The organism is bacterium (assembly GCA_024742285.1).
Taxonomy (GTDB): Bacteria; Myxococcota_A; UBA9160; order UBA9160; family UBA4427; genus UBA4427.
Map to the genome: position 1 here is coordinate 119634 of JANSYR010000011.1, position 24980 is coordinate 144613.

Annotated in this window: 21 protein-coding genes and 1 tRNA gene; 6 read left to right on the top strand and 16 right to left on the bottom strand. The window is 62.3% G+C overall.

The window, feature by feature from the left end:
• Positions 1–59: 59 nt before the first annotated feature.
• The 10 genes from NXI30_19370 to NXI30_19415 form a co-directional block, all read right to left on the bottom strand.
• On the bottom strand, positions 60–1148 hold the full coding sequence (locus NXI30_19370; protein ID MCR9096391.1) for a hypothetical protein: 1089 nt from the start codon (positions 1146–1148) through the stop codon (positions 60–62).
• Positions 1149–1352: 204 nt separating this feature from the next.
• On the bottom strand, positions 1353–2591 hold the full coding sequence (locus tag NXI30_19375; GenBank protein MCR9096392.1) for a cytochrome P450: 1239 nt from the start codon (positions 2589–2591) through the stop codon (positions 1353–1355).
• Between the two features lie 169 nt (positions 2592–2760).
• Positions 2761–3636, bottom strand: a complete 876-nt coding sequence (locus NXI30_19380; protein ID MCR9096393.1) for an alpha/beta hydrolase — start codon at positions 3634–3636, stop codon at positions 2761–2763.
• 76 nt (positions 3637–3712) lie between these two features.
• Positions 3713–4918, bottom strand: a complete 1206-nt coding sequence (locus NXI30_19385) for a cytochrome P450 (protein MCR9096394.1) — start codon at positions 4916–4918, stop codon at positions 3713–3715.
• A gap of 63 nt (positions 4919–4981) precedes the next feature.
• Complete coding sequence (locus NXI30_19390) at positions 4982–8110, bottom strand: efflux RND transporter permease subunit (protein MCR9096395.1); 3129 nt, start codon at positions 8108–8110, stop codon at positions 4982–4984.
• On the bottom strand, positions 8097–9164 hold the full coding sequence (locus NXI30_19395; GenBank protein MCR9096396.1) for an efflux RND transporter periplasmic adaptor subunit: 1068 nt from the start codon (positions 9162–9164) through the stop codon (positions 8097–8099). Before NXI30_19395 ends, NXI30_19390 begins: the two co-directional genes overlap by 14 nt.
• Positions 9165–9193: 29 nt before the next feature.
• Positions 9194–9832, bottom strand: a complete 639-nt coding sequence (locus NXI30_19400) for a TetR/AcrR family transcriptional regulator (GenBank protein ID MCR9096397.1) — start codon at positions 9830–9832, stop codon at positions 9194–9196.
• 467 nt (positions 9833–10299) lie between these two features.
• Positions 10300–11943, bottom strand: coding sequence for an NAD(P)/FAD-dependent oxidoreductase (locus NXI30_19405; protein ID MCR9096398.1), 1644 nt, complete (start codon positions 11941–11943; stop codon positions 10300–10302).
• Positions 11944–11996: 53 nt separating this feature from the next.
• Entirely contained in the window at positions 11997–12434 is a 438-nt protein-coding gene (locus NXI30_19410; protein MCR9096399.1) for a Zn-ribbon domain-containing OB-fold protein, read from the bottom strand.
• A gap of 4 nt (positions 12435–12438) precedes the next feature.
• On the bottom strand, positions 12439–13602 hold the full coding sequence (locus NXI30_19415) for a transporter (GenBank protein ID MCR9096400.1): 1164 nt from the start codon (positions 13600–13602) through the stop codon (positions 12439–12441).
• A 194-nt stretch (positions 13603–13796) separates the two neighbouring features.
• On the opposite strand from NXI30_19415, the gene NXI30_19420 reads away from it, so the two are divergent.
• A complete protein-coding gene (locus NXI30_19420) occupies positions 13797–14933 on the top strand; it encodes a nitronate monooxygenase family protein (GenBank protein ID MCR9096401.1) in 1137 nt (378 codons plus the stop codon).
• Between the two features lie 36 nt (positions 14934–14969).
• Here the strand turns inward: NXI30_19420 and NXI30_19425 are convergent, their stop codons facing one another.
• Genes NXI30_19425 through NXI30_19450 form a run of 6 tightly spaced genes read right to left on the bottom strand, consistent with a single transcriptional unit; the run spans position 14970 to position 20881 of the window.
• Positions 14970–16508: an aromatic ring-hydroxylating dioxygenase subunit alpha gene (locus NXI30_19425; protein ID MCR9096402.1), complete on the bottom strand. Its 1539-nt coding sequence runs from the start codon at positions 16506–16508 to the stop codon at positions 14970–14972.
• A gap of 6 nt (positions 16509–16514) precedes the next feature.
• Positions 16515–17267 (bottom strand): PaaI family thioesterase, encoded by a 753-nt coding sequence (locus tag NXI30_19430; GenBank protein MCR9096403.1) that lies wholly within the window; start codon positions 17265–17267, stop codon positions 16515–16517.
• A 21-nt stretch (positions 17268–17288) separates the two neighbouring features.
• Positions 17289–18551, bottom strand: a complete 1263-nt coding sequence (locus NXI30_19435) for a cytochrome P450 (GenBank protein ID MCR9096404.1) — start codon at positions 18549–18551, stop codon at positions 17289–17291.
• A gap of 5 nt (positions 18552–18556) precedes the next feature.
• Positions 18557–19003, bottom strand: coding sequence for a PaaI family thioesterase (locus tag NXI30_19440; GenBank protein ID MCR9096405.1), 447 nt, complete (start codon positions 19001–19003; stop codon positions 18557–18559).
• A 31-nt stretch (positions 19004–19034) separates the two neighbouring features.
• A complete protein-coding gene (locus NXI30_19445) occupies positions 19035–19646 on the bottom strand; it encodes an XRE family transcriptional regulator (protein ID MCR9096406.1) in 612 nt (203 codons plus the stop codon).
• A 44-nt stretch (positions 19647–19690) separates the two neighbouring features.
• The gene (locus tag NXI30_19450) at positions 19691–20881 is read right to left on the bottom strand and encodes an amidohydrolase (protein ID MCR9096407.1); all 1191 of its coding nucleotides are present in this window, start codon (positions 20879–20881) and stop codon (positions 19691–19693) included.
• A gap of 125 nt (positions 20882–21006) precedes the next feature.
• On the opposite strand from NXI30_19450, the gene NXI30_19455 reads away from it, so the two are divergent.
• The 5 genes from NXI30_19455 (at position 21007) to NXI30_19475 (ending at position 24943) form a co-directional block, all read left to right on the top strand.
• The gene (locus NXI30_19455) at positions 21007–22107 is read left to right on the top strand and encodes an alcohol dehydrogenase catalytic domain-containing protein (GenBank protein ID MCR9096408.1); all 1101 of its coding nucleotides are present in this window, start codon (positions 21007–21009) and stop codon (positions 22105–22107) included.
• A 17-nt stretch (positions 22108–22124) separates the two neighbouring features.
• The gene (locus tag NXI30_19460) at positions 22125–23273 is read left to right on the top strand and encodes a nonspecific lipid-transfer protein (protein ID MCR9096409.1); all 1149 of its coding nucleotides are present in this window, start codon (positions 22125–22127) and stop codon (positions 23271–23273) included.
• The gene (locus NXI30_19465; protein MCR9096410.1) at positions 23270–23725 is read left to right on the top strand and encodes an OB-fold domain-containing protein; all 456 of its coding nucleotides are present in this window, start codon (positions 23270–23272) and stop codon (positions 23723–23725) included. Before NXI30_19460 ends, NXI30_19465 begins: the two co-directional genes overlap by 4 nt.
• The gene (locus NXI30_19470; protein MCR9096411.1) at positions 23722–24288 is read left to right on the top strand and encodes a carboxymuconolactone decarboxylase family protein; all 567 of its coding nucleotides are present in this window, start codon (positions 23722–23724) and stop codon (positions 24286–24288) included. The genes NXI30_19465 and NXI30_19470 overlap by 4 nt, the downstream gene beginning before the upstream one ends.
• Before the next feature lie 575 nt (positions 24289–24863).
• Positions 24864–24943: transfer RNA gene (locus NXI30_19475), tRNA-Ala, on the top strand.
• The last annotated feature ends 37 nt before the right edge of the window (positions 24944–24980 follow it).

The window sequence follows — 24980 nt, forward strand, 5'->3', positions numbered from 1 at the left end:
CCAGAGCCACGTCGCCCCGACCTTCAGTCGTCGCCGTAGACGAGGGTGGATAGGTCGCATCACGCTCGCTCCGCATCGTCGACACCAAGCACCTTGCGAACCGGGGCGTCGCGTAAGTTCCAGATGAAGCTGTCGGTGTAGAAGTGGAGGAGGGTGGATAGCAGGACAAGAACCGCGAGGACCTGCGCGGCCGTACCGCTGAATATCTGCTCGGCTCCACGAAATGCGGTGCCGTAGACGACGGCCAGAATCACAAATAGAGAGAGACTCTTTGGGTTGGCGCTGAACAACATCGCCGATAGGCGAGCAGGTCTCTCGGCTTTCCGAAGGTCCGCGTTCTTGAAGTTCCAGACGAATCCCAGGTACTGAACGTCGTGGAGGATTTCAAAGAGCGCGACACCGATGATGACATTCTGGACCGGGACGTTCGCGTACCACCAGAACGCGATGCTCCCCGAGAACAGGATCACCTTGGTGAGACTCTCGGGGCGGTCCGTTTTTCTCGAGTCGAGGTGATGGAGCAGCCATGCGCCGGTCGTCGCCGAGGTGGCGATGATCGCAGCGAGCTGAAGATTGGACAGAGCTTCGGGTGCGATGGCGGGGATGCCGCTCTTGTAGAGTTCGGTAAGAGCGACCTGGATCCGACCGGGTGATAGAAGGAGTACCGTGGTGAACCAGCTGACGCAGAAGGCCTTGTCGAGGTAGGCCGTCTGGCGCGAAAGGTGGCCGACCTTCGCGTCGTATACACGTCCCATTCCATAGACCTGGGCCATCGCGTGCCACACGCCCCACATGAGCACGATGAAGCCGAGGCCGTCCAGATCTGCGAAAATGAACGTGCTGCAAACGATCGCGAGAACACACGCCCCTATGACCAGTCGCGACCATTGCCTAACGAAGAGTGCGCGGTCCCCGTAGGCCCGCATGAGACCGGGGAAGTGATGACCAATCGCCCCCACGGTTCCAAGCACGATGATCGCGACCTCGAAACCGAATGAAAGCGCCAGCTCCGCCACCACGAAGAGCAGACATGGTGTTCCGAGAAAGAGGAGGAGATCAGGGCGCGCACCAATGATCCATTGCATCGTGGATGCCCCGCGATCGGTGCGTTCGACGTCATGAAAGGCGTCGGGACTCGTAGTGCTCATCGCCGATCTCCATGACCAGCCGTTTTCTGCGAAAAAGAAAGAACCTCGGCCGTGAAGGCATCGTTTGCGTCGCCTCCGACCATATGGCCCGGGTCGTCGGAGCGCATTCGCGCCACTACCGAAGCGGGGTTGGTCTGGAACTCTTCGCCCAGAAAGTAGTCGTTCGGAGTCGATGTCATTCGCACGGATCGCCAAGCAAGGGGTTCACGCTGCCTCGAATGCCAGAGGAACCGACTTCGGTCCTCTCAGCGCCAACGAGTCGAGCATCGGAATCTCGTTGCTCCGAAGCTCTAGCTTTCTACAACGAGAAAGGAGCGTCTCGAGTGCAACCCTCGCCTCGAGGCGGGCGAGAGAAGCACCGAGACAGAAGTGGATTCCGTGACCGAATCCGACGTGCCCCTGCGGCTTTCGGTGGATGTCGAAGGTCGCGGCGTCAGGGAATTTCTCGTCATCGCGGTTGGCGGAGGCGAAGAGCGTCATGAGGAAGGAGCCCTTTTCGACCGTTCCGCCATCGAGCTCCACCGTTTCGGTCGCAACTCGCGGGAGCGACTGAATCGGGGAGTCGTAGCGAACGACTTCCTCAATGGTCTGAGGAATCAACTTGGGGTCACTCTGCACTTGCTTGAGCTGGTCTGGGTGTCGCAGAAGAGCACTCACGGCGTTCCCGATGAGGTTGGTCGTGGTTTCGTTTCCGGCCACGAGCAAGAGGAATACGAACGAGCGAACCTCACCATCCGACAGCGCCTCCTCGCCGTCCTGTGCACTGACAAGCACGCTGATGAGGTCATCCTTTGGATTTTCTCGACGCTCTGCGGCGATTTCGTCAATAAACTCCGACATCTCGTCGGCGTTCTCCCGAACCGCCTCCTTCGTGAAGTCCTTGGCGATTCCGGAAAGCCCAATCACCGTCGCATCCGACCACCTCTTGAAGTCGCCTCGCCTCTCGGGGTCAATTCCGAGGAGCTCGGCGATGACGGTGACGGGGAACGGGATGGACAGGTCTTGCACAAGGTCCATCTCTCCGCGGTCGAGGGCCTCATCGACGAAGCGCTCAGCGATTTCCCGCAATCGGGGTTCGAGAGCGGCAATGCGGCGCGGTGTGAAGCCGCGGTTCACGATTCCGCGGAGCCGCATGTGGTTCGGCGGGTCGACCGAAATCATCATCGGCGACTCGAGGAGTCGGTGACCCGCGAGTGCCCCTGAGTTCGGGCTCAGGTTGAGTCCACCCGAGAACAGCGCCTGAAACGCGGTGGATGAAAACTTCGCCGGATGGTGGAGGACATATTCGACGTCCTTGAATCGACTGACCGCGAAGAGTGGCGTGCCTTCCATCATCGGATGGACGGGGCTCTCGCGCCGAAGCGCCTCGTAGTATGGATAAGGATTCGCCCGAACCTTGGGGTCGAGGAAGTTGTAGTCGGCAGCCGTCACTTCATTTTCCATGTTCAGAATCCTCCAAGCTGGCCGAATCGAAAATCCGACTCGGCCGCAGTAAGCAGAAAAAATGGTGTTCCTGGAATGAGAATGGGTGTCGAGCGCGCGGACGCTAGACGCCGCGCGCTACAGCTGTGGTCGGACGCTGCACCGAAATTGACGTGGTCGTGCACGGCACTCACCGTTTGGACCTTTGCTGGAAGGACTTTGCAAGAAAGTCGACGACCGCCGCAGTAAACGCGTCGTTTTGGTCGCCCGAAACCATGTGCCCCGCGTTCTTGATGTCGACGCACTGAGCATGTGGGACAGCATCAAGTAGGTTGTCGGCTCCTTCTTGGCTCACTACATCGCTCTCGGCGCCTCGCACCAACAACGTCGGGACCTCGATTCGGCGAGCGCCGGCAAGTAGGCTCTCCTCCATGGCTTGTCTCGACGATCCGAGACGTTCGATGCCTTTTTCGCCCGGCTGAAATTTCGACGTCAGAAAGCGAACATCCCAACGCCAGTGCCATCGTCCGTCGGGCGAGCGACGAAGTGTTCGTTTGAGGCCGCTCAAGTCGGACGGTCGGGGCTTGTTGGGTCGGTAGGCCGAGATGGCATCAGCCGCATCGCTCAAGGTGTCGAAGCCGTCCGGGTAGCCCAGCATGAACCCGACGATGCGTTCCACGCCTTCTCGTTCCATTCGAGGCGCGATGTCGACGAGAACCACTTCCGAATAGAGCTGAGTTTCTGACAGTCGCAATGACGCCAGCGTCATCATCCCACCAAGAGAGGCACCCACGACGGCAGGTGGCTCCCGCAACGCGTCGACGACCGTGCGAAGGTCGGCGGCGAAATGCTCCGGGTCGTAGTCGCCGTCTTCTGGCCAGTCGCTGTCGCCGTGCCCTCTGAGGTCGAGTGCGATGGCGCGCCATCCGTCCTTCGCAAGCTCCGACGCAGTGTTTGCCCAGGCGTGGCGCGTCTGTCCGCCTCCGTGCAAGAGAAGTACGGGAGGACCGTCTTCGGGACCTCGCACATCGGCAGTGAGCTGGACTCCGGCCCCTGGAAGTCGAATTGTCGAGACGCCACCGACCGCGATATCGGTATCGGCCGCTAGTTGTGTCGGAGAAAGTCGAGAGAGCCTCATTGTTCTAGCCCTCAAACCGAATGCGAACGGACTTCGGTCCCCTAAGGATGAGTGAATCAATCCACTCCACGTTCGAAGTCGCTCGCTCGACGTTCTTGCATCGGCCGAAGAACTCCTCGAGAGCTACGCGAGCCTCGAGCCGAGCGAGGGATGCGCCGAGGCAAAAATGAAGCCCGAATCCAAATCCGATATGCCCCTTGAGCTCTCGGGTGACGTCGAATTGCTCGGCATTCGCCAGCCACTCCTCGTCGTGATTGGCAGAGCCAAGCAACACCATGACCATCTTTTCCTTGGGGATGGGAACGCCACATAGCTCCGTGTCAGCGGCTGTCTGGCGGAAGACGGCTTGCACCGGTGAGTCGTAGCGAAGCGCTTCCTCAACCACGCCCGGAATCATCTCCGGGTTATCTGTGACCTTCGCGAGCTGTTCAGGATGAGCTGTTAAGGCAAGCAGCGCGTTCCCGAGCAGGTTGGTTGTGGTTTCGTTGCCGGCGACGAGTAGGAGCACTGTAAAGGCGAGCACCTCACCCTCCGATAGCGTGCCTTCGCCTTCCTCGGCCCGAATCAGAGTCGAGATCAGATCGTCGTTGGGGCTTCGCCGACGTTCCTGGATCGCCCCGGCGAAGTAGTCGAGGAATTCCTCACGGGCTTTGAGCGCAATCTCGGGATCCCCGTCGCCGGAGACGCCCGTCGCGCTCGTGACGATCGCGTCGGACCAGCGCTTGAAGTCGTGGAGGCGTTCGGATGGGACGCCAAGAAGCTCCGCGATGACCCGGACGGGGAGCGGCATGGACAACGCCTGCACAAAGTCGACCTCGCCGGAGGCTGGGAGTGAGGCGAGGCAATCCTTTGCGATTGCGCGCACCCGTGGCTCGAGCTCCGCCATTCGGCGCGGCGTGAAGCCGCGATTGACGACTGCCCGTAGTCGGTCGTGGATCGGCGGGTCGGACGAGATCACGCTATTCGAATCGGTCAATGCGCTTGAGCGCTGACCCGAGCCCATCATGCCCGTCTGGCCGGTCATCATGGCTCGCATGCCCGCGGACGAGAACACTTCCGGAGTCTTCAACACGTGCTGCACGTCTTCGTGACGGCTTACGGCGAACACACCGAAGGGCTGCATCTCGTGGACGGGCGCCTCCTTTCGAAGAAGCGCGTATCCAGGGTAGGGATTCGCGCGCGATTCGGGAGAAAGAGGGTTGTAGTCCATGTCAGATCTCCATGTGGTTAGCGTGCTACTCGGTCTTGCGGCGACGTCGAGGTCACACAGTGATTACTCATGCGAAAGCTCACCTCGAGGAACCTCGCGCAAACGAGTCTTGCGGTGGCTTGCTAGGCGGATGAGTCGCTTGCCGTAACCGACCGCGTCGTCCGTCAGCGTGTAGACAACGGGCACAACGAGAAGCGTCAGGGCCGTCGAGGAAAGCATTCCACCGATCGCGAGAACGCCCATTGGACTCCGATACTCCGAGCCATCTGCTTGAGAGAGAGCGAGCGGAAGCATTCCGAAGACCGTAGAGAGCGTCGTCATGAGAACTGGGCGCAGGCGAACCGGTCCTGACTCCATCATGGCTGCATGCGCGTCCAATCCTCGCTCGCGCGCTCGGTTGGCGTAGTCGACGAGCAGGATCCCGTTCTTCATGACCAGGCCGACGAGTGCGAGAAGCGCAATCTGTCCGAATATGCTGAGGTTCTGGCCCGAGATGGCGAGGGCGATGAATGCACCCACAAACGCAAGCGGTGCCGTCGCCATGATGGCGATGGGCTGAATGAAGCTATTGAACTGACTTCCCAGCACCATGAAGAGTGCAAGCACGGCGAGGAAAAAGGCGAAGACAATGGCCTCACCCGTGTCCTGCATCTTTTCGCCCCAGCCCCGGTGACGTCCGGTGACGCCTGGCGGTAAACCAACTTCCGATACGAACCGGTCGAGCTCAGCGACGGCGTCGCCAAGTGCCACTCCAGCTGGATTGTTTGCGAAGATTTCAATTTTTCGCGTTCGATTTTCTCTATCGATTTGGACAGGTCCAGAGCCGACTTCGAGTGCAGCGATGCTCGCAAGATTCGCGAGCGAACCGTCAGCGGACCGGACCTGGAGGATGCTGAGGTCTGCTAGGTCATCGCGCTGAGACTCCTCGAGCCGAACCCGGACGTCGTAGCGCTCTCCGTCCTCCTCGTAGGTCGCTGCGTCGACGCCGCCCACGGTTGCTCGAAGCGTGTTGGCGACCGAGCGGAGGAAGACCCCCTGGTCCGCAGCCGCACGCCGGTCGACCAGGGCCTGAATTTCCGGGCGTCCCGTCTCGTAGGTCGAGGTCGGGTCTGCGAAGAGTGGGTTCGCTCGCATTCGGGAGATGAGTGCGTCTGAGACCTGTGCGAGTTGGTCCAGGTCGGGCCCTTCGAGTGCGTATTGCATGTTGAAGCCTGTGTAGCCGCCACCGGAGATCGCAGAGACTTCGCTTACGACCACGCTCTTTGCTTCCGGTACGGCAGCTGGAACGACACGGCGAGCTTCTTCCATCACCTCGAGCATCGTCGCCGCCCGTTCTTGCTTCGAGGTCAGCCCCACGTAAAGAAGAATTTCATTCACGCGACCCTGGCTTCCGGAACCAATCGTTGCGAATACGGCCTTCACGTTCTCAACCGAAGCAAGCGCCGCCTGCGCCCGCTTGGCGGTGAGCTTCGTCGCCTCGATACCGGTTCCTAGTGGGAGTTCGATGTGGGTCTCGAACTCCGACCGGTCTGCTCGCGGAGAGAACTCGAGCGGAATGGTCCGTGCCATCAGTCCGGCACCTACGACTGACAGGAGCGCGAGGCCGAGGAGCAGAGCGCGGTGACTCAACGCTGCGCTGAGAATGCGTGCGTATCGAGATTCGAGAGCGGAATAGAGCCCCTCAAGGGCCGCGAAGAGCTGCCCGTGGCCTTCTTCTCGCCGCATGACGCGCGCGCCGAGGGCAGGCGTGAGCGTGACCGCCACGAAGAGCGATACCGAGACCGCGAACACGACCGTGAGGCCATACTCGAGGAACATGCGGCCAATCATTCCCTTCATGAAGGCAATGGGAATGAAGACGGAAGCAATCGCGGCTGTAGCGGCGAAGACCGCCGGGCCGACTTCGGCTGTTCCGTTGGCGGCGGCTTCGAGCGGAGACTCGCCAGCCTCAAGGCGGCGATGTATGGCCTCGACAACCACGATGGCATCGTCGATGAGCAGGCCAATCGAGATGGAGATGCCGATGAGGCTGATGATGTTGAGCGTAAAGTCTGCGAGGTAGAAGAGGTAGAACGTTGCGACGATGGACGTTGGAATCGCTGTGGCAACGAGAAGAGTCGTCCGGATGTTGCGCAGGAACGCGAGGGTGACGAGAACCGCGAGAATCCCGCCGACCACCATGTCGAGAAACGTCTCCCGGACTGAGGATTCAATGAAGCGGGAAGAGTCGCGCGCGGCGAGAATCCGAACGCCTGGCGGCGCCCGCGCAGCGATGTCGTCGAGTGCTGCCTTTACACGGTTCGCGACGGCGACCGTGTTCTCGCCTGACTGGCGTCGGAGCTCGAGTGAGACGCCCGGAACGCCGTCGAGCTCCGCGTAGGTGCGTTCGTCTTCCAACCCGTCTTCGAGCCGAGCGACGTCACCGACGCGGGTCGGAGCCCCATCTCGGAAGGCAACGACGAGGTCCGAGAACTCCTCGACGGACTCGACCTCTCCCTTCGTCTTGAAGGAGAACTCAGACGTGCGCCCGCCGACCTCGAGGCGTCCGCCCGGAACCTCGGCATGTTCTCTGCGGATCGCTTGAACCACGTCGTCGGCTGTGACTTCGTAGGCGCGCATCCGGTCGGCATCGAGCCAGACGTGAATTTCGCGTTCGCGGTCACCGACGAGAGTGACAGAGCCGACACCACGGATGCGTTGCAATCGCTCCTTGACTTCGTCCTTGACGAAGCGGGTGAGCTCGCGGACGGGCAGGTCGCCAGCCACCATGATTGCGAGAATGGGCTGCGAATCCGGGTCCACCATCTCGACAATCGGCGGTTCGGTGTCAGGCGGAAGGTTCTGGCGAGCGAGCTCAATCTTCGCGCGCACGTTCTGCACGGCGGATTTCGCATCCATCTCGAGTGCAAACCGAGCAAGTACCAGCGAGAGTCCCTCGGAACTTGTTGAGCTCAAGTCCTCGAGTGAGGCGAGGTTGCTGATCTCTTCTTCGATGACCTCCGTCACCTCCGTCTCGATGGTCCCGGGGGTCGCACCCTCTAGGACGGTCGTCACGGTGACAATCGGCATCTCGACCTGCGGAAAGAAGTCGACGCCGACGCGCCCCAAGGAAATCCAACCGAGCGCGACGAGCGCGGCGCTGAGCATGACCGCAAAGACTGGCTTCTGGACTGAGACGTCAGAAATCCACATGAGCGGTCCGAATCACGATGGGAGTTCCCTCGACGAGGCGCGGGAGAGACGGGCCCGCAAGAACCTGGTCGCCCGCTGTCAGGCCCGACACCACCTCCAGCCGGGCGGCGTCGAGGTCGCGAACTTCGACGGCACGCTTGGTGGCAACAGAGTTCTCGGAGAGGAACACGTGGCGGCTGCCGTTCGTCCCGAGTACGGCGCGTCTTTCAACAACGAGCGCCTTCCGCGGCTCGGGACGAAGCTCGGCGCGAACGAAAAGCCCCGGCTTAACCGCAAAGTCATTGTTCTCAATCGGGATTCGCACCTCGAACGCACGGCTCTTGCGGTCCACGCGGTCATTCAGGATGAGAACCTCGCCCTCATAGGGATCGGGCAAGCCATCGATATGGAGGGTGGCGGGTGTTCCGAGCCTGATGTTCGCGAGGTGGAGCGCGGGCACCTGGACGATGGCTGCCACGATGTCGGTCTTCATGAGCTGGACAACGTGTGAGTTGCCGCTCAGCATCGTGCGCATCATCACGCCTTCGTCGACGAGGCGTGCCGTGATTACTCCGGGATACGGGGCGACAACGACGGTATCTGCGAGGTTCTGTTCGGCCCGTTCGAGCGCGGTCTGAGCCGCACCAAGGCGGGCGGCGGCAATCTCATCATCCGTGCGAACCGTGTCTAGCTGTTCGCTCGATGCCACACCCTCGCTTGAGAGCTTCTCGATGCGCTTCCTGTCCCTCGTGGCCTTCCGTGCTTCGGCACGAGCCAAGCGAAGAGAGTGTTGGGCTTCCTTCACGAGGATTCGATAGTCGGTATCCCGACTTCGAAATAGCGGAGCGCCGCTTTCAACACGGTCTCCCACTCGGACAAGAATCTCTTCGATGATGCCATCGACACGGGGGCCAATGTTGCTCGTCTTGTGGGCGGCGATAGACCCGGTGCCAATGATGGGTTGGGCAATCGCCTCCTGAGTGACCTCTACAGCCCAGACATCGAGAGCCGGCGCCTGGGAGGTGGGCACATTGCCTGCGTCGGTCTGGCCGCACGCGACCAGTAGCGCAAGCAATGCAGCTAGAATGCTAGTTACAACGGGCCTCACGCTGACTCCGTGAGCAGCGCTTCAAAGAGAGCCCGAACTCGCGGCGCGGCGTCGGACACAGATTTGCCCCGCGGCTCTTCCACCCAGCGAGCCGCGGTTGTCGTAACGGCACCGATGAGGGAGAGGGCGAACGTCTCAGGGTCGAGCTGTCCAAGGTTCCCAGCGCGTTTAGCATCTGCCGCGATGCCAACGAGCCATACCTTGAAGTCGTGGAAAACCGCCAGTGACTCGTCGCCCAGGGCCTGGCGAACGCGCCACGGGAGGCCGTGTGTTGTGGTGGCGTAGAGCTGGAGGAGCCCTTCGTGCGCATCGAAGCATTCGAACAGAGTGTCGATGACGGCAAGAAGCTTTTCAGCCGCGCTGGGGAGGCCATCGACCTTGGCCTGCACGCGGTCTCTAATCGTGGTGGCGGCGGCATGGACGACGGCTTCGTAGAGCTCCTCTTTGCCTTTAAAGAGTCCGTAGACTGAGTTCAGCGAGACCTCAGCGGCATTCGCAATCTCCGCAACTTGCGCGCCCTGGAAGCCTTTCGCAGCAAACGTTGCGGCCGCAGCCACAAGGACGTCTTCGCGGCGAAGCGCAATCTCACGGAGGCGGCGTTCTTCGCGAACGGAACGGAGCTCAGGACCTGCCATTCCTTCCACCCAACTGTTAGTTTCAAAGGGAAGAATAGCGGTTCTTTCAGGAAGAGCCTCAGATTTTTCTGGATTTTTGTACGACCGAACGTGACTTTTGGTCCGTAAGTCATTGAAATATCGACTTTTTCAACGTCCAAACAGTCCAGCGGACGTCATGACATACAGTGAACGCGGGGGAGGACCTCCCACTGCGGTGACGGGCGGGATCCTCTTGGCCGGGGTAAATCACCCCGGATTCGGGGCTGCAAACACGGTATTCGCAGTTCGGACGGTTCCGGCCAATCAGCTCGAATCAGCCCGGGAACAGACTGCCCCAAGTCCTATCCGCTGGGTCCTCGGGAGCGCTCGGGGACCCAACGTGGCGCGACGCATTCCGGAAGCGCCGAAATCCCAGGCCCCAAAAGTGCTCTCGAGCTCTCCTACTATTTGGTTGGGACGCTGCTTGAGCATGCTGCACCTTCGACTCACTCGAGCACGAAACCGGCATAGCCGCTCGAGGTCTCCTCATCACATCTCGCACGATACGCCGGGGAGCCACCGAGGTACGCCATGAATACCGGCTTTCTGTCGGGCAAGTTGTGGTTGACGCCCATGAACCAGGAGTCGACTTTCGTCAGAAGCGAAAACTCGGCTGTCTCGTAGACATGCTTCGTCCACTCGTCCTCTGATTCCTGACGCGGCGAAACCCGCTCCTGGCCATTGGCGCGCATGTTTCGAATCAGCTCCGTCACCCACTCGACGTTCTGTTCGATGCACCTCGGAATGTTGCAGAACGTCGCAGCGTTGTGTGGACCAACCAGTGTCAGGAGATTCGGGAAGCCCACGACCTGGATGCCTAGGTAGGTGCGCGGGCCATCTGCCCAATGATCCTTGAGCTTCTTACCTTCTTCGCCGCGAATTTCGATTCGATCGAAGGCTCCGGTCACGGCGTCGAAACCCGTGGCGTAGATGATCATGTCGAACTCGTGCTGGGTGTCGGTCGTTTCGATGCCCTGAGGTGTGATCCTCTCGATCGGGGTCTCGAGGAGGTCGACGAGCAAGACGTTGTCCTGGTTGTAGATCTCGTAGTAGTTGGTCTCCATCGGAACACGCTTCGTGCCGAAGCCGTGATCCCTAGGAACCAGCTTCTCGGCGATCTCGGGATCATGGACCCGCTCTCGGATCTTCCGCTTCATGAAGTCCGTGATCAGTGCGTTCGCCCTCTCGTCGATCATGTTGTCACTGAAGTTGCCCAGCCAGATTCCGAATCCCGGCTCGCCGTAGAGCTTCTCGTAGAAGGCCTCCCGCTCCTCATCAGACACCTCGAGGGCCGATCGAGGGTCGGACATATGCATGAATCCACCGTGAGAGTCGTGGCATCGCTGGAAGACCTCGGGGTAGCTGGCCTTGAGTTCGGACTGGGACTCCGGCGCGATCGGACTATTGCGCAGAGGCGCGCAGAAGTTCGGTGAGCGCTGGAAGACGGTGAGGTGAGCGGCCGTCTTCGCGACTTCTTGAATGACCTGAACGCCGGTCGCGCCCGTCCCGATCACGGCGATGCGCTTCCCCGCAAATTCGACGGGCTCATGCGGCCATCGGGCGGTATGAAAGGACTCGCCCTCGAAGTGATCGAGGCCGTCGATTTTGGGCATCGTGTATGCCGAGAGAGGACCAATCGCCGTGATCAGGAAGCGCGCCCGTGCTCGAGTTCCGTCTTCCGCTTCGATCGCCCACGTGTTCTCGGCCTCATCGTAGATCGCAGACGCGATCCGCGTATCGAACTGGATGTCCTTGCGGAGGTCGAACTTGTCTGCGACGTGACTGAGGTAGCGCAGCGTTTCCGGTTGCGGCGAGAAGTGTTCGGTCCAGTCCCACTCCTCGAGGAGTTCGTCCGAGAAAGAGTAGGCGTAGCTGTAACTCTCGGAATCGAACCGCGCTCCCGGATAGCGATTCCAGTACCAGGTGCCTCCGACGTCGCCGCCGGTCTCGAAGACTCGGACAGAGAGCCCCAATTCACGAAGCCGGTAGAGCTGGTACATCCCCGCCATTCCAGCGCCGATGATGATGGCGTCATAGTCTCCGCCTCGAGAGGAAACGCCTGTAGTCGGTTCGGTCGTGTTCGTGGCCATTTCGGAGATCCTCGATGTCGTGGCCGCAGCGCTCGACCACGCCGCGGCTGCCTCTATTGCGGGTTCGACGTTCCGGGTCGGAACATCGGTAGAGCGAAGCCGTCCTCGAATCGCTCGAAGTAGAGCTCGAGCGGGATTCCAATCTCGAGCTCGTCGGTCTCGACTCCGCGAAGTTGGCTGACCATCCTCACGCCCTCATCGAATTCCACCACGGCGACGACATAGGGAACCTCGGACGCGAATTGAGGCAGCATCGCCTGGTGGGTCACGGTCCAGGAGTACAGATGTCCTCGTCCGGCTGACTGTTGCCAGGCCCACTTCGCAGAGCCGCATTGAGCACACATCATCCGCGGAAGATGACGCCATGTTTCACAGTCATCGCAAACCTGGAAGCAAAGACGTTCCTGCGTGCAGTGCTGCCAGAATTCGTCGTCGAGCAAGGTTTCGGCCCGAGGGCCGGGTCGCGGCGCCGCAGCGGGTGAATCGGTCATTCGATCATCTCCTCAAGACGACGATGCTGCCGTCTCCGAAGTCTCCCCATCCCGTAACGAGGCCGACCTCGGCGTTGGCGACCTGAGTCGCGCCGCCGTCGCCTCGGAGCTGACGCGTGGCCTCGACGACGTGATTCAGACCCCAGACGTGCGCTTCGGACAGAAGACCGCCATGCGTGTTGATGGGGCATTCGCCTCCGTGCTCGATCCTTCCGCCGCGGACGAAATCGCCTGCTTCGCCCGGGCCACAGAGCCCCAGGGCTTCGAGCTGGAGGAGGACCACATACGTGAAGCAGTCGTAGATCTGAAAGAAATCGACGTCCCCGACCTCGATCCCCGCCATCCCTAGCGCTCGGGGGGCAGCGGAGTGCAGACCGAAGCGCAACATGTCAGGTCGGCTCGGGATATCGTCAGCAGGGTACGGGTGGCCTTCTGCGGCGCCCATCACGTACACCGGCGTATGGGGTCCGTTTCGCGCCCGCTCTGCGCTCGACAGCACGACCGCGCACGCACCATCCGTCTCGAGACAACAATCGTTCAGGCGAAACGGCTCCGAGATCCAGCGTGAGTTGAGGTACCCCTTCATGTTGAGAGGTCGGCCCCGCATCACGGCCCGCTCGTTCGACTGGGCGTGCTTTCGGCACGCGATCGCAACGGCGCCGAGGCTCTCCTCCTGGATGCCGAAGGTCTTCATGTGTCGCGTGGCGATCCACGAGTACATCTGCACCGGCGTCGTCGCGCCGTAGGGCAGGTAGTACCCGCCGATCGCACGTCGCATCGCTGCGATCGAAATATTCTCTCGGCGTACACCCGGCTTCGGTCGCATGGCCGAGAAGCCGAGCCAGCCCACGACGACGACGACATGCGTGGCGATGCCTTCTGCGATTGCGAGTGCAGCAGTTTGGAGAGCAGACGTCGGACTCGCGCCGCCCATCTGAACGGTTGCGGCGTATCGCAGGTCCTCGATCCCGAAATTCGCTGCGATCTCCTCGGCGGTGATATTCACAGGCGGTAGAACCAGGCCGTCGACTTCGTTGGGAAGCAGCCCGGCATCCGCGATGGCTATCCGCGCGGCATTCAGCATCAGCTCGGCCGAGCCTTGCTCGGCCCCTCGTACGTAGGGCGTTTCGCCGATTCCCACGATCGCGGCGCGGTCTCGAATGCTCAAGGTCGAATTCTCTCCTACCGGCTTGGTCGCGACCTGCGATTCGGCGTGCGTCGATTCGATTCCGCCGCGCTCGGCCGTCGCGTCGCTCGCAATGCCACTTCGGCCGCGTTTCCGATTCGGTTCGATTATGCTAAATCGGATACGACCGTGACACAAGGCGAATGGGACTCGAGGTCCACGCAATGGAGACACGCATGACGCTGCGCACCAGAATCTGCGATCTGCTGGAAATCGAGGTCCCCATCGTACTCGCTGGAATGGGGGGCGCGGCGACGCCCGAACTCGCGGCGGCGGTTTCCAATGCCGGAGGGTTGGGCGTGCTCGGCGCGGCCGCCTGCGGGCCGAATCGATTGAGGCGTTGGATCGAGCGCACCCGGGAGCTGACGGACGAACCGTTCGGCGTCGACACATTGCTGCCGGCCTCCGTGCGGCGTGGTGCATTCGAAGCAAAGGCAGGCCCCTCGCCGCTCGATCAGCTTTCCGGCCACCAGGCCTTTGCACGCGAATTCCAGGAGCGCGAAGGCCTCGAGCCGCTCTCCGAAGATGATCGCGGTCCGCTCGGCGGCGGTGATGACCCCGACGCGGGCGGGCCCATGCCCTTCTCCAAGGAGTTCTTCGAGGCGCAGATGGCAGTGGTGATCGACGAACGTGTGCCCGTTTACGCCGCGGGTCTAGGGGATCCGGGTCCCTACGTGGATCAGCTTCACGCCAACGGCACCCGGGTCATGGCGGTCGTCGGGCAGACCTATCATGCGCGGAAGGTCGCAGAGTCCGGCGTCGACATCATCGTAGCTCAGGGACACGACGGCGGTGGACACAACGCGCCAGTCGGCACGATGGCGCTTCTTCCGCAGGTCAGGGACGCGATCGGTGATCTCCCGCTGCTCGGGGCGGGCGGGATCGGCGATGGTCGAGCGGTCGCGGCGGCACTCATGCTCGGTGCCGATGGGGCCTGGGTCGGGACCGCCTTCCTGGCGACCCAGGAGGCCGGCATTCACGACTTCCAGAAGCAGGCGCTCGTCGATGGGACGGATGCATCTACGACGATCTCCCGCAGCATCACGGGCAAGCCCGCGCGGATGATTCGCAGCAAGTGGTCGCAGGCCTGGGAGGAAGCCGACATCGATCCGCTTCCCATGCCCTATCAGTCGATGATCGCGATGCCCGTGCTCGGAGCTGCGACGCGCGATGCCCGCGCGGACGTGATTCCGGGCTTCGCGGGGCAGGGGCTCGGATTGATCGATCGTGTCCGGCCGGCTGCAATCGTGCTGGAAGAGATGGTGCGGGATGCCGAGAACGCGCTGGCGTCTGGCGGGGATCTTCTTGGGTAGTCGGTCGCGTCCTGAGGGGCCGCGTCGCGTTCGAAATCAGTCGTCTACGTACTCGTCGAGTGTCTGCCGCATGAGACGAATCCGGCTCTCCTGGTAGTTGCCGAGCCGGGCGCGTCGAGTCTTGGATGCACGCAGGCCGCGTTGTACGCGGGGCATCGTCTCGAAGTCCTGGTCCAGGATCGGGCCGAAGTATCCGAAGGCGTCGACGGATGACCAGAGCTGGTTCGCCTGCAGTTCGACGAGCGGCGCCGCCGGAGGACGAGCGGTGCCGTCAGGCACGGGGAGAAGAAGGCGAACCTCGAAATAACAACGGTTCGGATCGTCACCGAATGGACGGACGCGATACACGAGTGGGGACCCTAGACCGCCGAAGATCACCAGATTCGGAAAGACGTGATACTGGATCACGTCCAGAATCTCGGTGTCACTCAAGCCGCTCGTGTCGATCCCCAAGTCGTTGCCGAGCCGTTCTCGCATCGCCGACACGATCACGTCTCGGGCCCGAGCTCCCTCGGGCACCGCGGAGGCCGCTTCGCAGAGTCCGAAGTTGGCAGCCTCGTCGAGAATCCGCTGCTCGCTGTAGGAGCCCTCGGTATGAGGGCTCGCTACACCGGACAGGTTGATCATTCGGCTCGTGTGCCGCTGTCCCGGCCAGACGTCGTACTGAGCGTTCGCGTCACCGAAGAGGGGTAGGGACTGGGGATGAATCCCGATGACGTGGAAGACTTCGATGAAGGCTTCGATCGCGATCTTCCAGTTGCATTCGAGGACCTTCCCGGCGTGCGCCGCAGTGTATCGGTCCTCGAGCGGCCACCTCGCGAAATCCTGCGGCACGCGCTCGAGATACTCGGAGAGCGCTCCCGCGTCGCTGTCCAGGTTGACGAAGACGAAGCCTCCCCACTCGTCCACACGAGCCTCGGGAAGTCTGAGATCGTCCTCATTCAGATCGGGGAAGTCCCATGGACAGGTGATCTTTTCGACCTCGCCGTTCAGATTCCATGTGAAGCTATGAAACGGACATCTTATCCGGCTGATGCGGCCGCCGTCTTCTCGAAGGAGCGTTCCGCGATGGAGGCAGGAGTTGTGGTAGGCCCTGATCTCGTCGGGCGTCGAGCGGATCACGATGAGAGAAGTCTCCCCGATCTCGTAGACGACGTGGTCGCCGACCTCCGGTATGTCTTCCTCCCGACAAGCGACCTGCCAGACGCGTGACCACATCCGCTCGAGTTCGAGTCGGTGGTAGTCGGGCGACGTGTAGACATTGGTGGGGAGCGCGCCACCGCCGATGCTTGTCGAGACGGTCTCTCTCAGGAACGCCGGCGGCTCGTTGGTGTCTTCCCGGTACACGTCCTGAACGGATTCACCCGGACAGCGGGCATCGCCATCCGCATCGGGCGTGCTTGACGATCGTGTAGGCTTCATCGATAGACACTCCTTACCGTTCAGTTCGTGGCGGCCGCACGTCAATACAACGACTCGCAAAGCCCGGGTCCGCATCCCGGCCCCTCCCGCATTCGGCGTTGTCGATGGAGTTGGGTGAGGCTGGCTCTCATGTCGAGGGCGCGCGGGTCGCAAGTCTTGTTATTCGCGAGCGGTTCTCTCCTTCGCGATCGCCTCTGCGTCCGGGGAGAAACGTTGTCTGCGAATGCGGCTCAAATCTTCGAATTTCTCGCGATCGATCGAGATGAAGAGGCCGGACGCCTCTGCGCAAAGCCGATCGCCTGCGTACATCTCGCCGCGAGTGCGGATTTTTCGGCCGCTACGGCCCTCGTAGCGCCCTTCGAATCTGAGCGTCGTTCGAATCGGAGTCGGGCTGCGGTAGCTCACTTCGAGAGTGCCGGTCATCCCCGGCGCGCCAGAGTAGATGCAGGCCATGCCCAGAAGCTCGTCGAATGCGGCCGCGATGAAGCCGCCATGGACGCAGCCGGGCGCTCCCTCGTACGCGTTGCCGAAGAAGCCCGTCCCCGAGACGAAGCCCGCGTCGGGATCTGGAGCGAACTGGAGTGGCGGCGCGATCGGATTGGCGCGGCCCACGAGCGGGCTTCGGTCGTGGAAGTTCTCCATGCCGGCGAAGGCCATCTCGGCGATGCCACGCGGCTCGTCCTCAACGGGCTCCTTGCCGAAACGATCTGCGAGCCTCTGAATTTCGGCCGCGCCCGCCAGCAGCGCACTCGTGTCGGCGTCTGTCGCGCACAGTACGTCGAGCAGCGATCGCACCGATTCGGCTACGTCGCGCTTTGCTCTCCAGCTGTCAGGAACTTCCTCGTCGGCCTTGCGGAAACGGGCAATCCGTTCCGCGATCAAATCGGCGCTCATCGCTCCATCGTCGGTCATTCGAACAGCTCTGCTCCTCGATCAGGCCGCGTTCGCCGCGGGGAGCAGGCGATAGCGGATCGGCATGTGCTTGATCCCTCCGACGACGCTCGACCGAAGTCGCTCGACGGGGCCCGCGAGCTCCACGTCGGTGAGTCGTGCGAGCAGATGGCGGAAGATCACCTGCAGCTCGAAACGGGCGACGTGGGCACCCAGGCAGACGTGCTCTCCGATTCCGAATGCGATGTGGCGATTCGGCTGTCGGTCGATCCGAAAGCGATCAGCGTCCTCGAAGATCGACTCGTCCCGATTTGCAGACGGATAGAAGAGCGTGAGCGTCTCACCCTCGCGGATCGTCTGCCCGTGCAGCTCGACGTCGCGCACGGGAGTCCGGCAGAAATGAATCACCGGTGAGGTCCAACGCAAGACCTCCTCGACGAGGGATCGGTTGAGGTCCGGTCGCTCACGGGCGAGCGCCAGCTGATCCGGATTCTCGATCAGTGCGAGGAGACCTCCGCTCGCGGCGTTGCGGGTCGTTTCGTTTCCTGCGACGACGATCAGGAAGTAGTACGACATCAGCTCGAAGACGGGAAGCTCTCCGCCGCCGATCTTCGAGTGGGTGAGCACGCTGACGAGATCGTCTTTCGGGCGTCCCCGCCGTTCGTTCGTCAGGTCCTGGAAGTAGGAGAAGAGGGCGAGCCGGGCGGATTGCACCGTCTCTTGAGGCGTCTTCCCCTCCTCGCGGTATTCCGGATCGGCCGCCCCTAGGACGCGGTTCGTCCAGTCGAAGAGCAGTTCCCAATCCGACTCCGGGACGCCGAGCATCTCGGCGATCACCCAGATCGGAATCTTGGCGGAGAACTCTCGCACGAAGTCCACCTCGGACTCCTCCCCGTCCGCGAAGATGTCGTCGAGAGCGCGCGTTGCGATCGCGTCGATCCGCTGAGCGATGTCTCGAAGGGCTCGGGGCGTGAATCGCTTGTTCACCAGGGATCGGTAGTCGGCATGATCGGGGGGATCCATGTTGAGGAGCATCCGAACCGGCAGCTCGCCCGATTCTCCCGTGAGTGTGTCTGCGCCGACGACGAGTCGAGGCGAGTTCAAATAGAGGTCCGGTCGTCGCGAGACCGCGACGATGTCCTCGTGGCGCGTCAACGCCCAGAACGGCTGGAGCGCGAGGCGATCGAAATGATAGACGGGCGCCTCACGCCGAAGAAGTCGAAAGGCCTCGTGTGGATAGCCATGCTCGGCATAGTGGACCGGGTCGATCAGTTCAACATCGTCGAGTTTCATTGCGGCACTCATTGATCTCACTCCTTCGGATCGCGGATCAGGACCGTGCCCTGTGCAATGCAGGCGAGCCGGTCTGCGTTTCGAACTTCGATGCGCACGACTGCGGTCGCACGCGTCATAGAGATGATCTCCGCGTCGGCGACCACAGCTCCCGTGCTCACTGGAGCGAGGTAGTTGACCTTGAACTCGGTCGTCGCTGCCCACTGGCCGGGCTTCATGTGCGGATAGCAGACGCAACCCAGGACGTGATCGCAGACGGCCGCGAGGACGCCGCCGTGCATGTTGCCGAACGGCGTGAGGAGTTCCGGCCTGACCTCGAGCTTCGCCCTGAGGTGGCCGGGTTCGAACTCCGCAAACTCGACACCGAGGAATCCGGGCAGACCCTCGAGCTTCTTGCTCGCGTCGATGAATCCCTTTGCCACGGATGCGTCGAAGCTCGCTCGTAGTCGATCGCTGGTACTCACGCTCCATCTCCTCTCGGTCGTGCGTGACCGGTCATCGCTTGTCCTTCTGCACCGTTTGCACGTGCAGGTGCAGCTTCTTCCGGAGTCCGCGCGGAAAGTTGCCCGCGATCAGGAACCGGGCGATCCGTCGGCTCGGGTTCCACCATCGATGCGGAATGCCGGCCTTGAAGTGGAGAGAGTCACCCTGGCCGAGTTCGAACTCCTCGTCGCCGACGGAAAAGTGGATTTGGCCTTCCTCGCAGACGATGACCTCTTCGCCGTCGTATCCGTGTGCGCCGCTACCACTCGAAAAGCCGGGATAAACGGTCACTCGCCACATCTCGATCGCCGGATCGAAGAGGTCTCCCGAGAGCCGCTCGACGCGGAGCTTCTGTCGGGAGTCGATCACGGAGTGCTCCTTCGAGCGCATGAAGACGACGTCGGCCTCCTCGGGCTCAGAACTGAGGAGCTCCGCGGGCCTGCGATCCAGGCCGCGAGCAATTTTCAGTGCGATCGCGATCGACGGGACCATCTGGCCGGTCTCGACCTTCTGGATCGTACTTGGCGCTACGTCGCACCGATTCGACAGGTCCTGAAGCGAGAGCCCGAGTTCGTCGCGCCATTGTCGAACGCGAACGCCAACGAATTCAATGTCTTCTTCCATGACTTCTCCCTGGTACGTCTGTCGCGTCCCCGCGCTCTTCTCGGTCAGGCCGGTAGCGGGATCCGGTAAAGCTCCGCCGCATTGTCCTGGAGGACTCGCTTGCGGACGTGCGGGGTAAGCCCTCCCAGAACCTCCGTGACGTGTTCACGATTGTCCGGATACAGACAGGTGGGGTGCGGGAAATCGGTCTCGAAGAGCACGTTCTCGACGCCAACGTCTTCGATGAGCTTTTTTGGGGCCGTCTTCTCGAACCAGAAGCAGCCGTACACCTGACGCTTGAAGTACTCCGAGGGAAGCATCTTCAGCTTGCCGTTGGCGTTCGCGCCCGTCTCGTGCATCTCGTAGTCGAGGGACTCGAGCAGGAAGGGCAGCCATCCGATCCCGCTCTCGACTGAGACGACTTTGACCTTCGGGAACCGCTCCAGTACGCCGCTGTAAAGTAGGTTCCCGAGCACGCGCGCGTTCTCGAGGAAAAGCGCGGTCGAGCCGAGTGCGAGCTTCTCCGGGAGGTCGGTCGATTGCCAGGCAGCGCGGCCAAACATGTTGAAGGAAGTCTGACTCGCACCGATGTGGAAGTTCACGGGCATCTCGAGTTCGCCGCACACGTCCCAGAACGAATCCCATGCCGGATCGCCGAGGTCGGGCAAGCCAACGGAATCGGGATCGCTGCACATAACGATCCCGCGAAGCCCCATCTCGTGCGAGCGTCGGATTTCGGCCGCACACGCCTCGATGTGCCACCAGGGGACAAGTGCCATCGGGAAGATCCGCTCGTCCGATCCACGCTGGATCTCGACCATCGCGTCGTTGTAGACCGTTGCGCAGGCGAGGCGGAGTTCCTCGTCCTCGATCTGGGTGAAATTCTGGTTTCCGAAGCCAGCCACGTTCGGGTAGATCACTTGCGCGCCAATGCCGAGCTCATCCATCAGGCGGACGCGCGCCTTCATGTCATAGGAGGCAACGTGAACATCCTCTTGTGACCAGCCGAAGAACTCGATCCCGTCGGATTTCTGGCCATCGCTCCGAACGACGCTCACCGGCGTGGCCGCGCCCAGATCGATGTCGCCGTCGACGACCCAGTGTTTCGCGCCGTCGATCTCCTTGACCTGGGGCAGCCGCGCGCGGATGGCACTGGGGGCGTTCGCCGTCCACAGATCGTGGGGTTCCGAGATATGTGTGTCCGCGTCGATGACGTGCAAGCCATCGAAGATCGTGTCCATGTCCGCAGTGCTCATTGGGGTTCCCCTCGTCCGGATTGACTGGCTATGATCGGGGACGTTAAATCGGATTGGAAACTTTGTCTACCGAGCGGGCGGCCGCACGAAGACGTGGTCGAAGAAGGATCCAGAGGAGGCGGGTCGTGTCGGGAACGCCGAAGAAGACGCGAGCGATCGTCCAGACTGGGCCGCGGAGTCTGGAGCTGCGGGATCTTCCGGTTCCGGAAATCGGCGCGGACGATGCCCTGCTTCGGGTCGAGGCCTGCGGCATCTGTGGCAGCGACGTGGAGCAGTACCACGGGGCGTTGCCACTTCCATTTCCGGTGATCCCCGGTCACGAGCCGCTCGGCCGGATCGAGTGCATCGGCGATCGCGCCGCCGAGCGATGGGGCGTCGACGTGGGCGATCGCGTCGCCGTCGAGACAATGCTGTCCTGCCGTTTCTGCCCCCCCTGTCTCCGAGGCGACTATCACCTTTGCCGTGCTCGACAGATCTATTCCTACATCCCGTTGGATCGACCACCGGGGCTATGGGGGGCCTATGCGGATCTGATGTACCTCGCGCCGACCTCGATCGTTCATCGCGTCGACCCAACGCTTCCACCCGAACTCGCTGTGATGTTCAACCCGCTGGGCGCTGGGTTCCGATGGGCGGTCGAGATCCCTCGCACGCAGCCCGGTCAGAGCGTCGTGGTCCTCGGCCCCGGCCAGCGTGGCCTGGCGAGCGTGATCGCCTGCCGCTCGGTCGGCGCCGGCCAGATCGTCGTGACGGGCCTCGAGGCAGACGCCGAGAAGCTGTCGCTGGCCCGCACGTTCGGCGCCGACGTGACCGTCGACGTCGAGAACGAAGACGCGCGTAGTCGGATTCTCGAGGCGACGGACGGCGGTGCGGACGTCGTCGTGGATGTGTCAGCCTACGCGACGTCTCCAGTGGCCGAGGCGCTCGACTACGTGCGACCCGGCGGAACGATCGTCCTGGCCGGAGTGAAGGGCCACGTTCCGATCCCCGAATTCATCTCGGACAAGATCGTGATGAAGGAGATCGCTATACGAGGAGCGATCGGCGTGACGCAGTCGGGCTATTCCGAAGCGATTCGACTGATCGAGTCCCGGCGTGTACCTCTCGAGAAGATGCACACACACGACTTCGCGCTGGGAGACGCCGAGGAGGCGATCCGGACACTGGCAGGCGAGATGGATGGAACGCGCTCCATCCACTCGTGTCTCCTGCCAGGACTGGGCTGAGGCGAGAAAGGAGCTCGATGTCGAATCCGAGGGCACCGGTCATCGTGGGCATCGGTCGCACGGTCTATAGCCGAAGCTCGGGTCGGACGACGCTCGCGATGGCCGCGGAGGCCGCTCGGTTCGCGCTCGACGACGCCGGGCTCACCGCGGCGGATGTCGACGGAGCGGCGACCTATCAGGTCGGCGATTCGGCGGGGCCGATGAGAGTGTCGGACGCGATCGGGTCGCCCGGTCTCCGCTGGAATCTGGATCTAATGGGCGGCGGCAACTATGCGTCGAGCGTCGTCACGAATGCAGCGATGGCCCTCGAGTCGGGCGCCTGCGAGACGGCAGTCGTCTACCGCTCGCTCAACGGGCGGAGCGGTCGGCGATTCGGTCGTGCGGATGGGGCTCGCAGGGTCGGCGGGCCGATGCAGTTCACGGCGCCTCAAGGCTATTCGACGCCACCGCAGTGGATGGCGATGTGGGCGCGGGAGCATCAACGGGTCTACGGAACGACCTGTGAAGATCTCGGCGAGATCGCGGTAACCCAACGACGGCACGCCTCTCGGAATGAGCACGCCGTCCATCGCAAGCCCATCACGATCGATGACTATCTCGCCGCCCGCTGGATCAACGAGCCGCTCCGGCTCTACGACTGCGCGCTCGAGGTCGACGGCGCCGTGGCCCTCGTGCTCACCACGGCGGAGCGGGCAAGAGACACGCGCCAGCCACTCGTTTCGCTCCTCGCGCATGCCGAATTCACGGGGGCCGGCGGTTCCTGGGAGCAGTGGCCCGACCTAACGACGATGTACTCGAAACACGTGGCGCCCGACCTCTGGAGTCGGAGTGGCCTGGTCCCCGCCGACGTAGACGTTGCCTGCATGTACGACTGCTTCACCTACACCGTGATGGTCACGCTCGAGGAGTTCGGTTACTGCGGACGCGGCGAGGTGGGCGACTTCTTCCGCGAAGGAAGAGCGACGTACGGCGGCGAAGTCGTGGTCAATCCACATGGCGGACTCCTCTCGGAGGGATATATCCACGGTCTGAACCACAGTTTCGAGGCGGTCCTTCAGCTACGTGGCGACGCGGGCGTCCGGCAAGTCGATGCGGCGGAGGTCGCGCTGGTCACCGCCGGTGCGGGGCCCTATGGAGGCGCCATGCTGCTAGCGGTGTCTCGATGAGCGACCGGGCGACGATGCTTCCGCCGCAGCCCCAGCCGGACTTCGATACCGAAGGATTCTGGAAGGCCACGGCGTCCGGACGGGTCGAGCTGTGTCGATGCGTGGAATGTGGCCTCTGGCATCATCCGCCGCTCGAGCGATGCCGTGCGTGCGCGGGCAAAACCACTTTCGCGCCGATCGCCGGAACCGGTCGTCTGCGAAGCTTCATCGTGGTCCAGCACGGCGCGGTGCCCGGATACCTCGACGCCATCCCCTACGTCGTCGGGTTGGTCGAGCTCGACGAGCAGTCGGGGCTCCGTCTGGCCGGTCGCGTCCTCGACGTGCGGCCCGGCGAGCTGGCGTGCGGTGCCCGCGTCCGGAGTGAGGTGATCTCGCTGCCGCCAGGAGAATTTTCGGTGGTCGGTTTTCGAATCGAAGGTGTTCCAGACAATCGAGAAGAGGAGGTCGCATGAGGGGAGGTGTTCGGGCGGAACCGCTTGGGGAGGAGGAGGCAGCTCAGATCGCCGAACAGCTCGGGTTGAACCCGGCGTTCGCCTCGCTCTCCGTCTTTCGGGTGTTGCTGCGGACGCCCCATCTCGCGAAGTCGGTGGCGGGGCTCCTCGAGACGCTCCTCCGAGGCGAATACCTGGACGGCAAGCTTCGCGAACTCGTGATTATGCGGATCGGGTGGGTCACGGGCTCGTGCTACGAGTGGACGCAGCACTGGCGGGTGGCGCGCATGATGGGAATCTCCGAAGAGACACTGCTCGGCGTCCGGGATTGGCAGAGCCATGCCGGCTATGGAGCCAGAGAGCGAGCCGTGCTGGCTGCGACCGACGAGACAATCGATACGGGGACCATTTCGCCCGAGACGTGGCAGGCATGTCGCGACTGCCTCGGCAGAGACGAGGTGCTGATCGAGCTCGTCGCGGCGATCGGTAACTGGCGACTCTTCTCTTCGCTGCTGCGCAGTCTGGAGATTCCTCTCGAGGACGGCGTGGAGGCATGGCCGCCCGACGGGCGAGAGCCGACGTGATGCCGGTGCTTTGACACGTTTGGTGTGGGTCGGCCCGGTAGGGCAGCGATTAGCCTGGGTGCGGGCTGCTTGTCAGCTCAATGCGTATCGAGGCCGGCGACAGCGCCGCCCGAAGTTCCCCGCCAATCCGCAATCGCCGACCGCCCCGCGTTCTTTCAACGTTGGGCCGTCGTCTTGCTTTCTGACAGAATGAACCACGCCGGCGTCGTGGGGTTCGTGGGGCTCCTTCCTGAGGGGGACGTAGCGGCTTTCGAGGCCAGCAGCGAAGTCCGCGATAAAGCAGTGGGTCCCGCGTGATTTGCCTCTCCTTGCCTCTCAGTGCACATCCTTGCCTAGTAAGACCGGACCAGGAATCAAGAGAAGCTCAACGAATCCAGATGGTTGCAAGATCTCCAGAATTACTTGCCAACGTGAGGGTCGCCAGTTCGAATCTGGTCTCGTGCTCCACACACGAAAAACCCGTCGCCCAAAGGGCGGCGGGTTTTTTGTGTCTGGGGCACGGCCCAGGTCCTTGGATTGGACCCTCGGGTTTAAGAGCATTGCCAACTTGAGGGGGAGCTGCGAGCGAATAGCGAGCAGCGAGTGGAGCGTCCTGCGCGGCGAACGCCGCGCGGGGCGCGACCGGACGCCAGTTCGAATCTGGTCTCGTGCTCCACCTACGAAAGAAGCCGTCCCACAAAGTGGGGCGGCTT

Excerpts from the sequence above, each read along its gene's own strand:
- NXI30_19370 (MCR9096391.1), bottom strand. The coding sequence starts at position 1,148 with ATGAGCACTACGAGTCCCGACGCCTTTCATGACGTCGAACGCACCGAT.
- NXI30_19375 (MCR9096392.1), bottom strand. The coding sequence starts at position 2,591 with ATGGAAAATGAAGTGACGGCTGCCGACTACAACTTCCTCGACCCCAAG.
- NXI30_19385 (MCR9096394.1), bottom strand. The coding sequence starts at position 4,918 with ATGGACTACAACCCTCTTTCTCCCGAATCGCGCGCGAATCCCTACCCT.
- NXI30_19390 (MCR9096395.1), bottom strand. The coding sequence starts at position 8,110 with ATGTGGATTTCTGACGTCTCAGTCCAGAAGCCAGTCTTTGCGGTCATG.
- NXI30_19400 (MCR9096397.1), bottom strand. The coding sequence starts at position 9,832 with ATGGCAGGTCCTGAGCTCCGTTCCGTTCGCGAAGAACGCCGCCTCCGT.
- NXI30_19405 (MCR9096398.1), bottom strand. The coding sequence starts at position 11,943 with ATGGCCACGAACACGACCGAACCGACTACAGGCGTTTCCTCTCGAGGC.
- NXI30_19410 (MCR9096399.1), bottom strand. The coding sequence starts at position 12,434 with ATGACCGATTCACCCGCTGCGGCGCCGCGACCCGGCCCTCGGGCCGAA.
- NXI30_19420 (MCR9096401.1), top strand. The coding sequence starts at position 13,797 with ATGACGCTGCGCACCAGAATCTGCGATCTGCTGGAAATCGAGGTCCCC.
- NXI30_19430 (MCR9096403.1), bottom strand. The coding sequence starts at position 17,267 with ATGACCGACGATGGAGCGATGAGCGCCGATTTGATCGCGGAACGGATT.
- NXI30_19435 (MCR9096404.1), bottom strand. The coding sequence starts at position 18,551 with ATGAGTGCCGCAATGAAACTCGACGATGTTGAACTGATCGACCCGGTC.
- NXI30_19445 (MCR9096406.1), bottom strand. The coding sequence starts at position 19,646 with ATGGAAGAAGACATTGAATTCGTTGGCGTTCGCGTTCGACAATGGCGC.
- NXI30_19450 (MCR9096407.1), bottom strand. The coding sequence starts at position 20,881 with ATGAGCACTGCGGACATGGACACGATCTTCGATGGCTTGCACGTCATC.
- NXI30_19460 (MCR9096409.1), top strand. The coding sequence starts at position 22,125 with ATGTCGAATCCGAGGGCACCGGTCATCGTGGGCATCGGTCGCACGGTC.
- NXI30_19465 (MCR9096410.1), top strand. The coding sequence starts at position 23,270 with ATGAGCGACCGGGCGACGATGCTTCCGCCGCAGCCCCAGCCGGACTTC.
- NXI30_19470 (MCR9096411.1), top strand. The coding sequence starts at position 23,722 with ATGAGGGGAGGTGTTCGGGCGGAACCGCTTGGGGAGGAGGAGGCAGCT.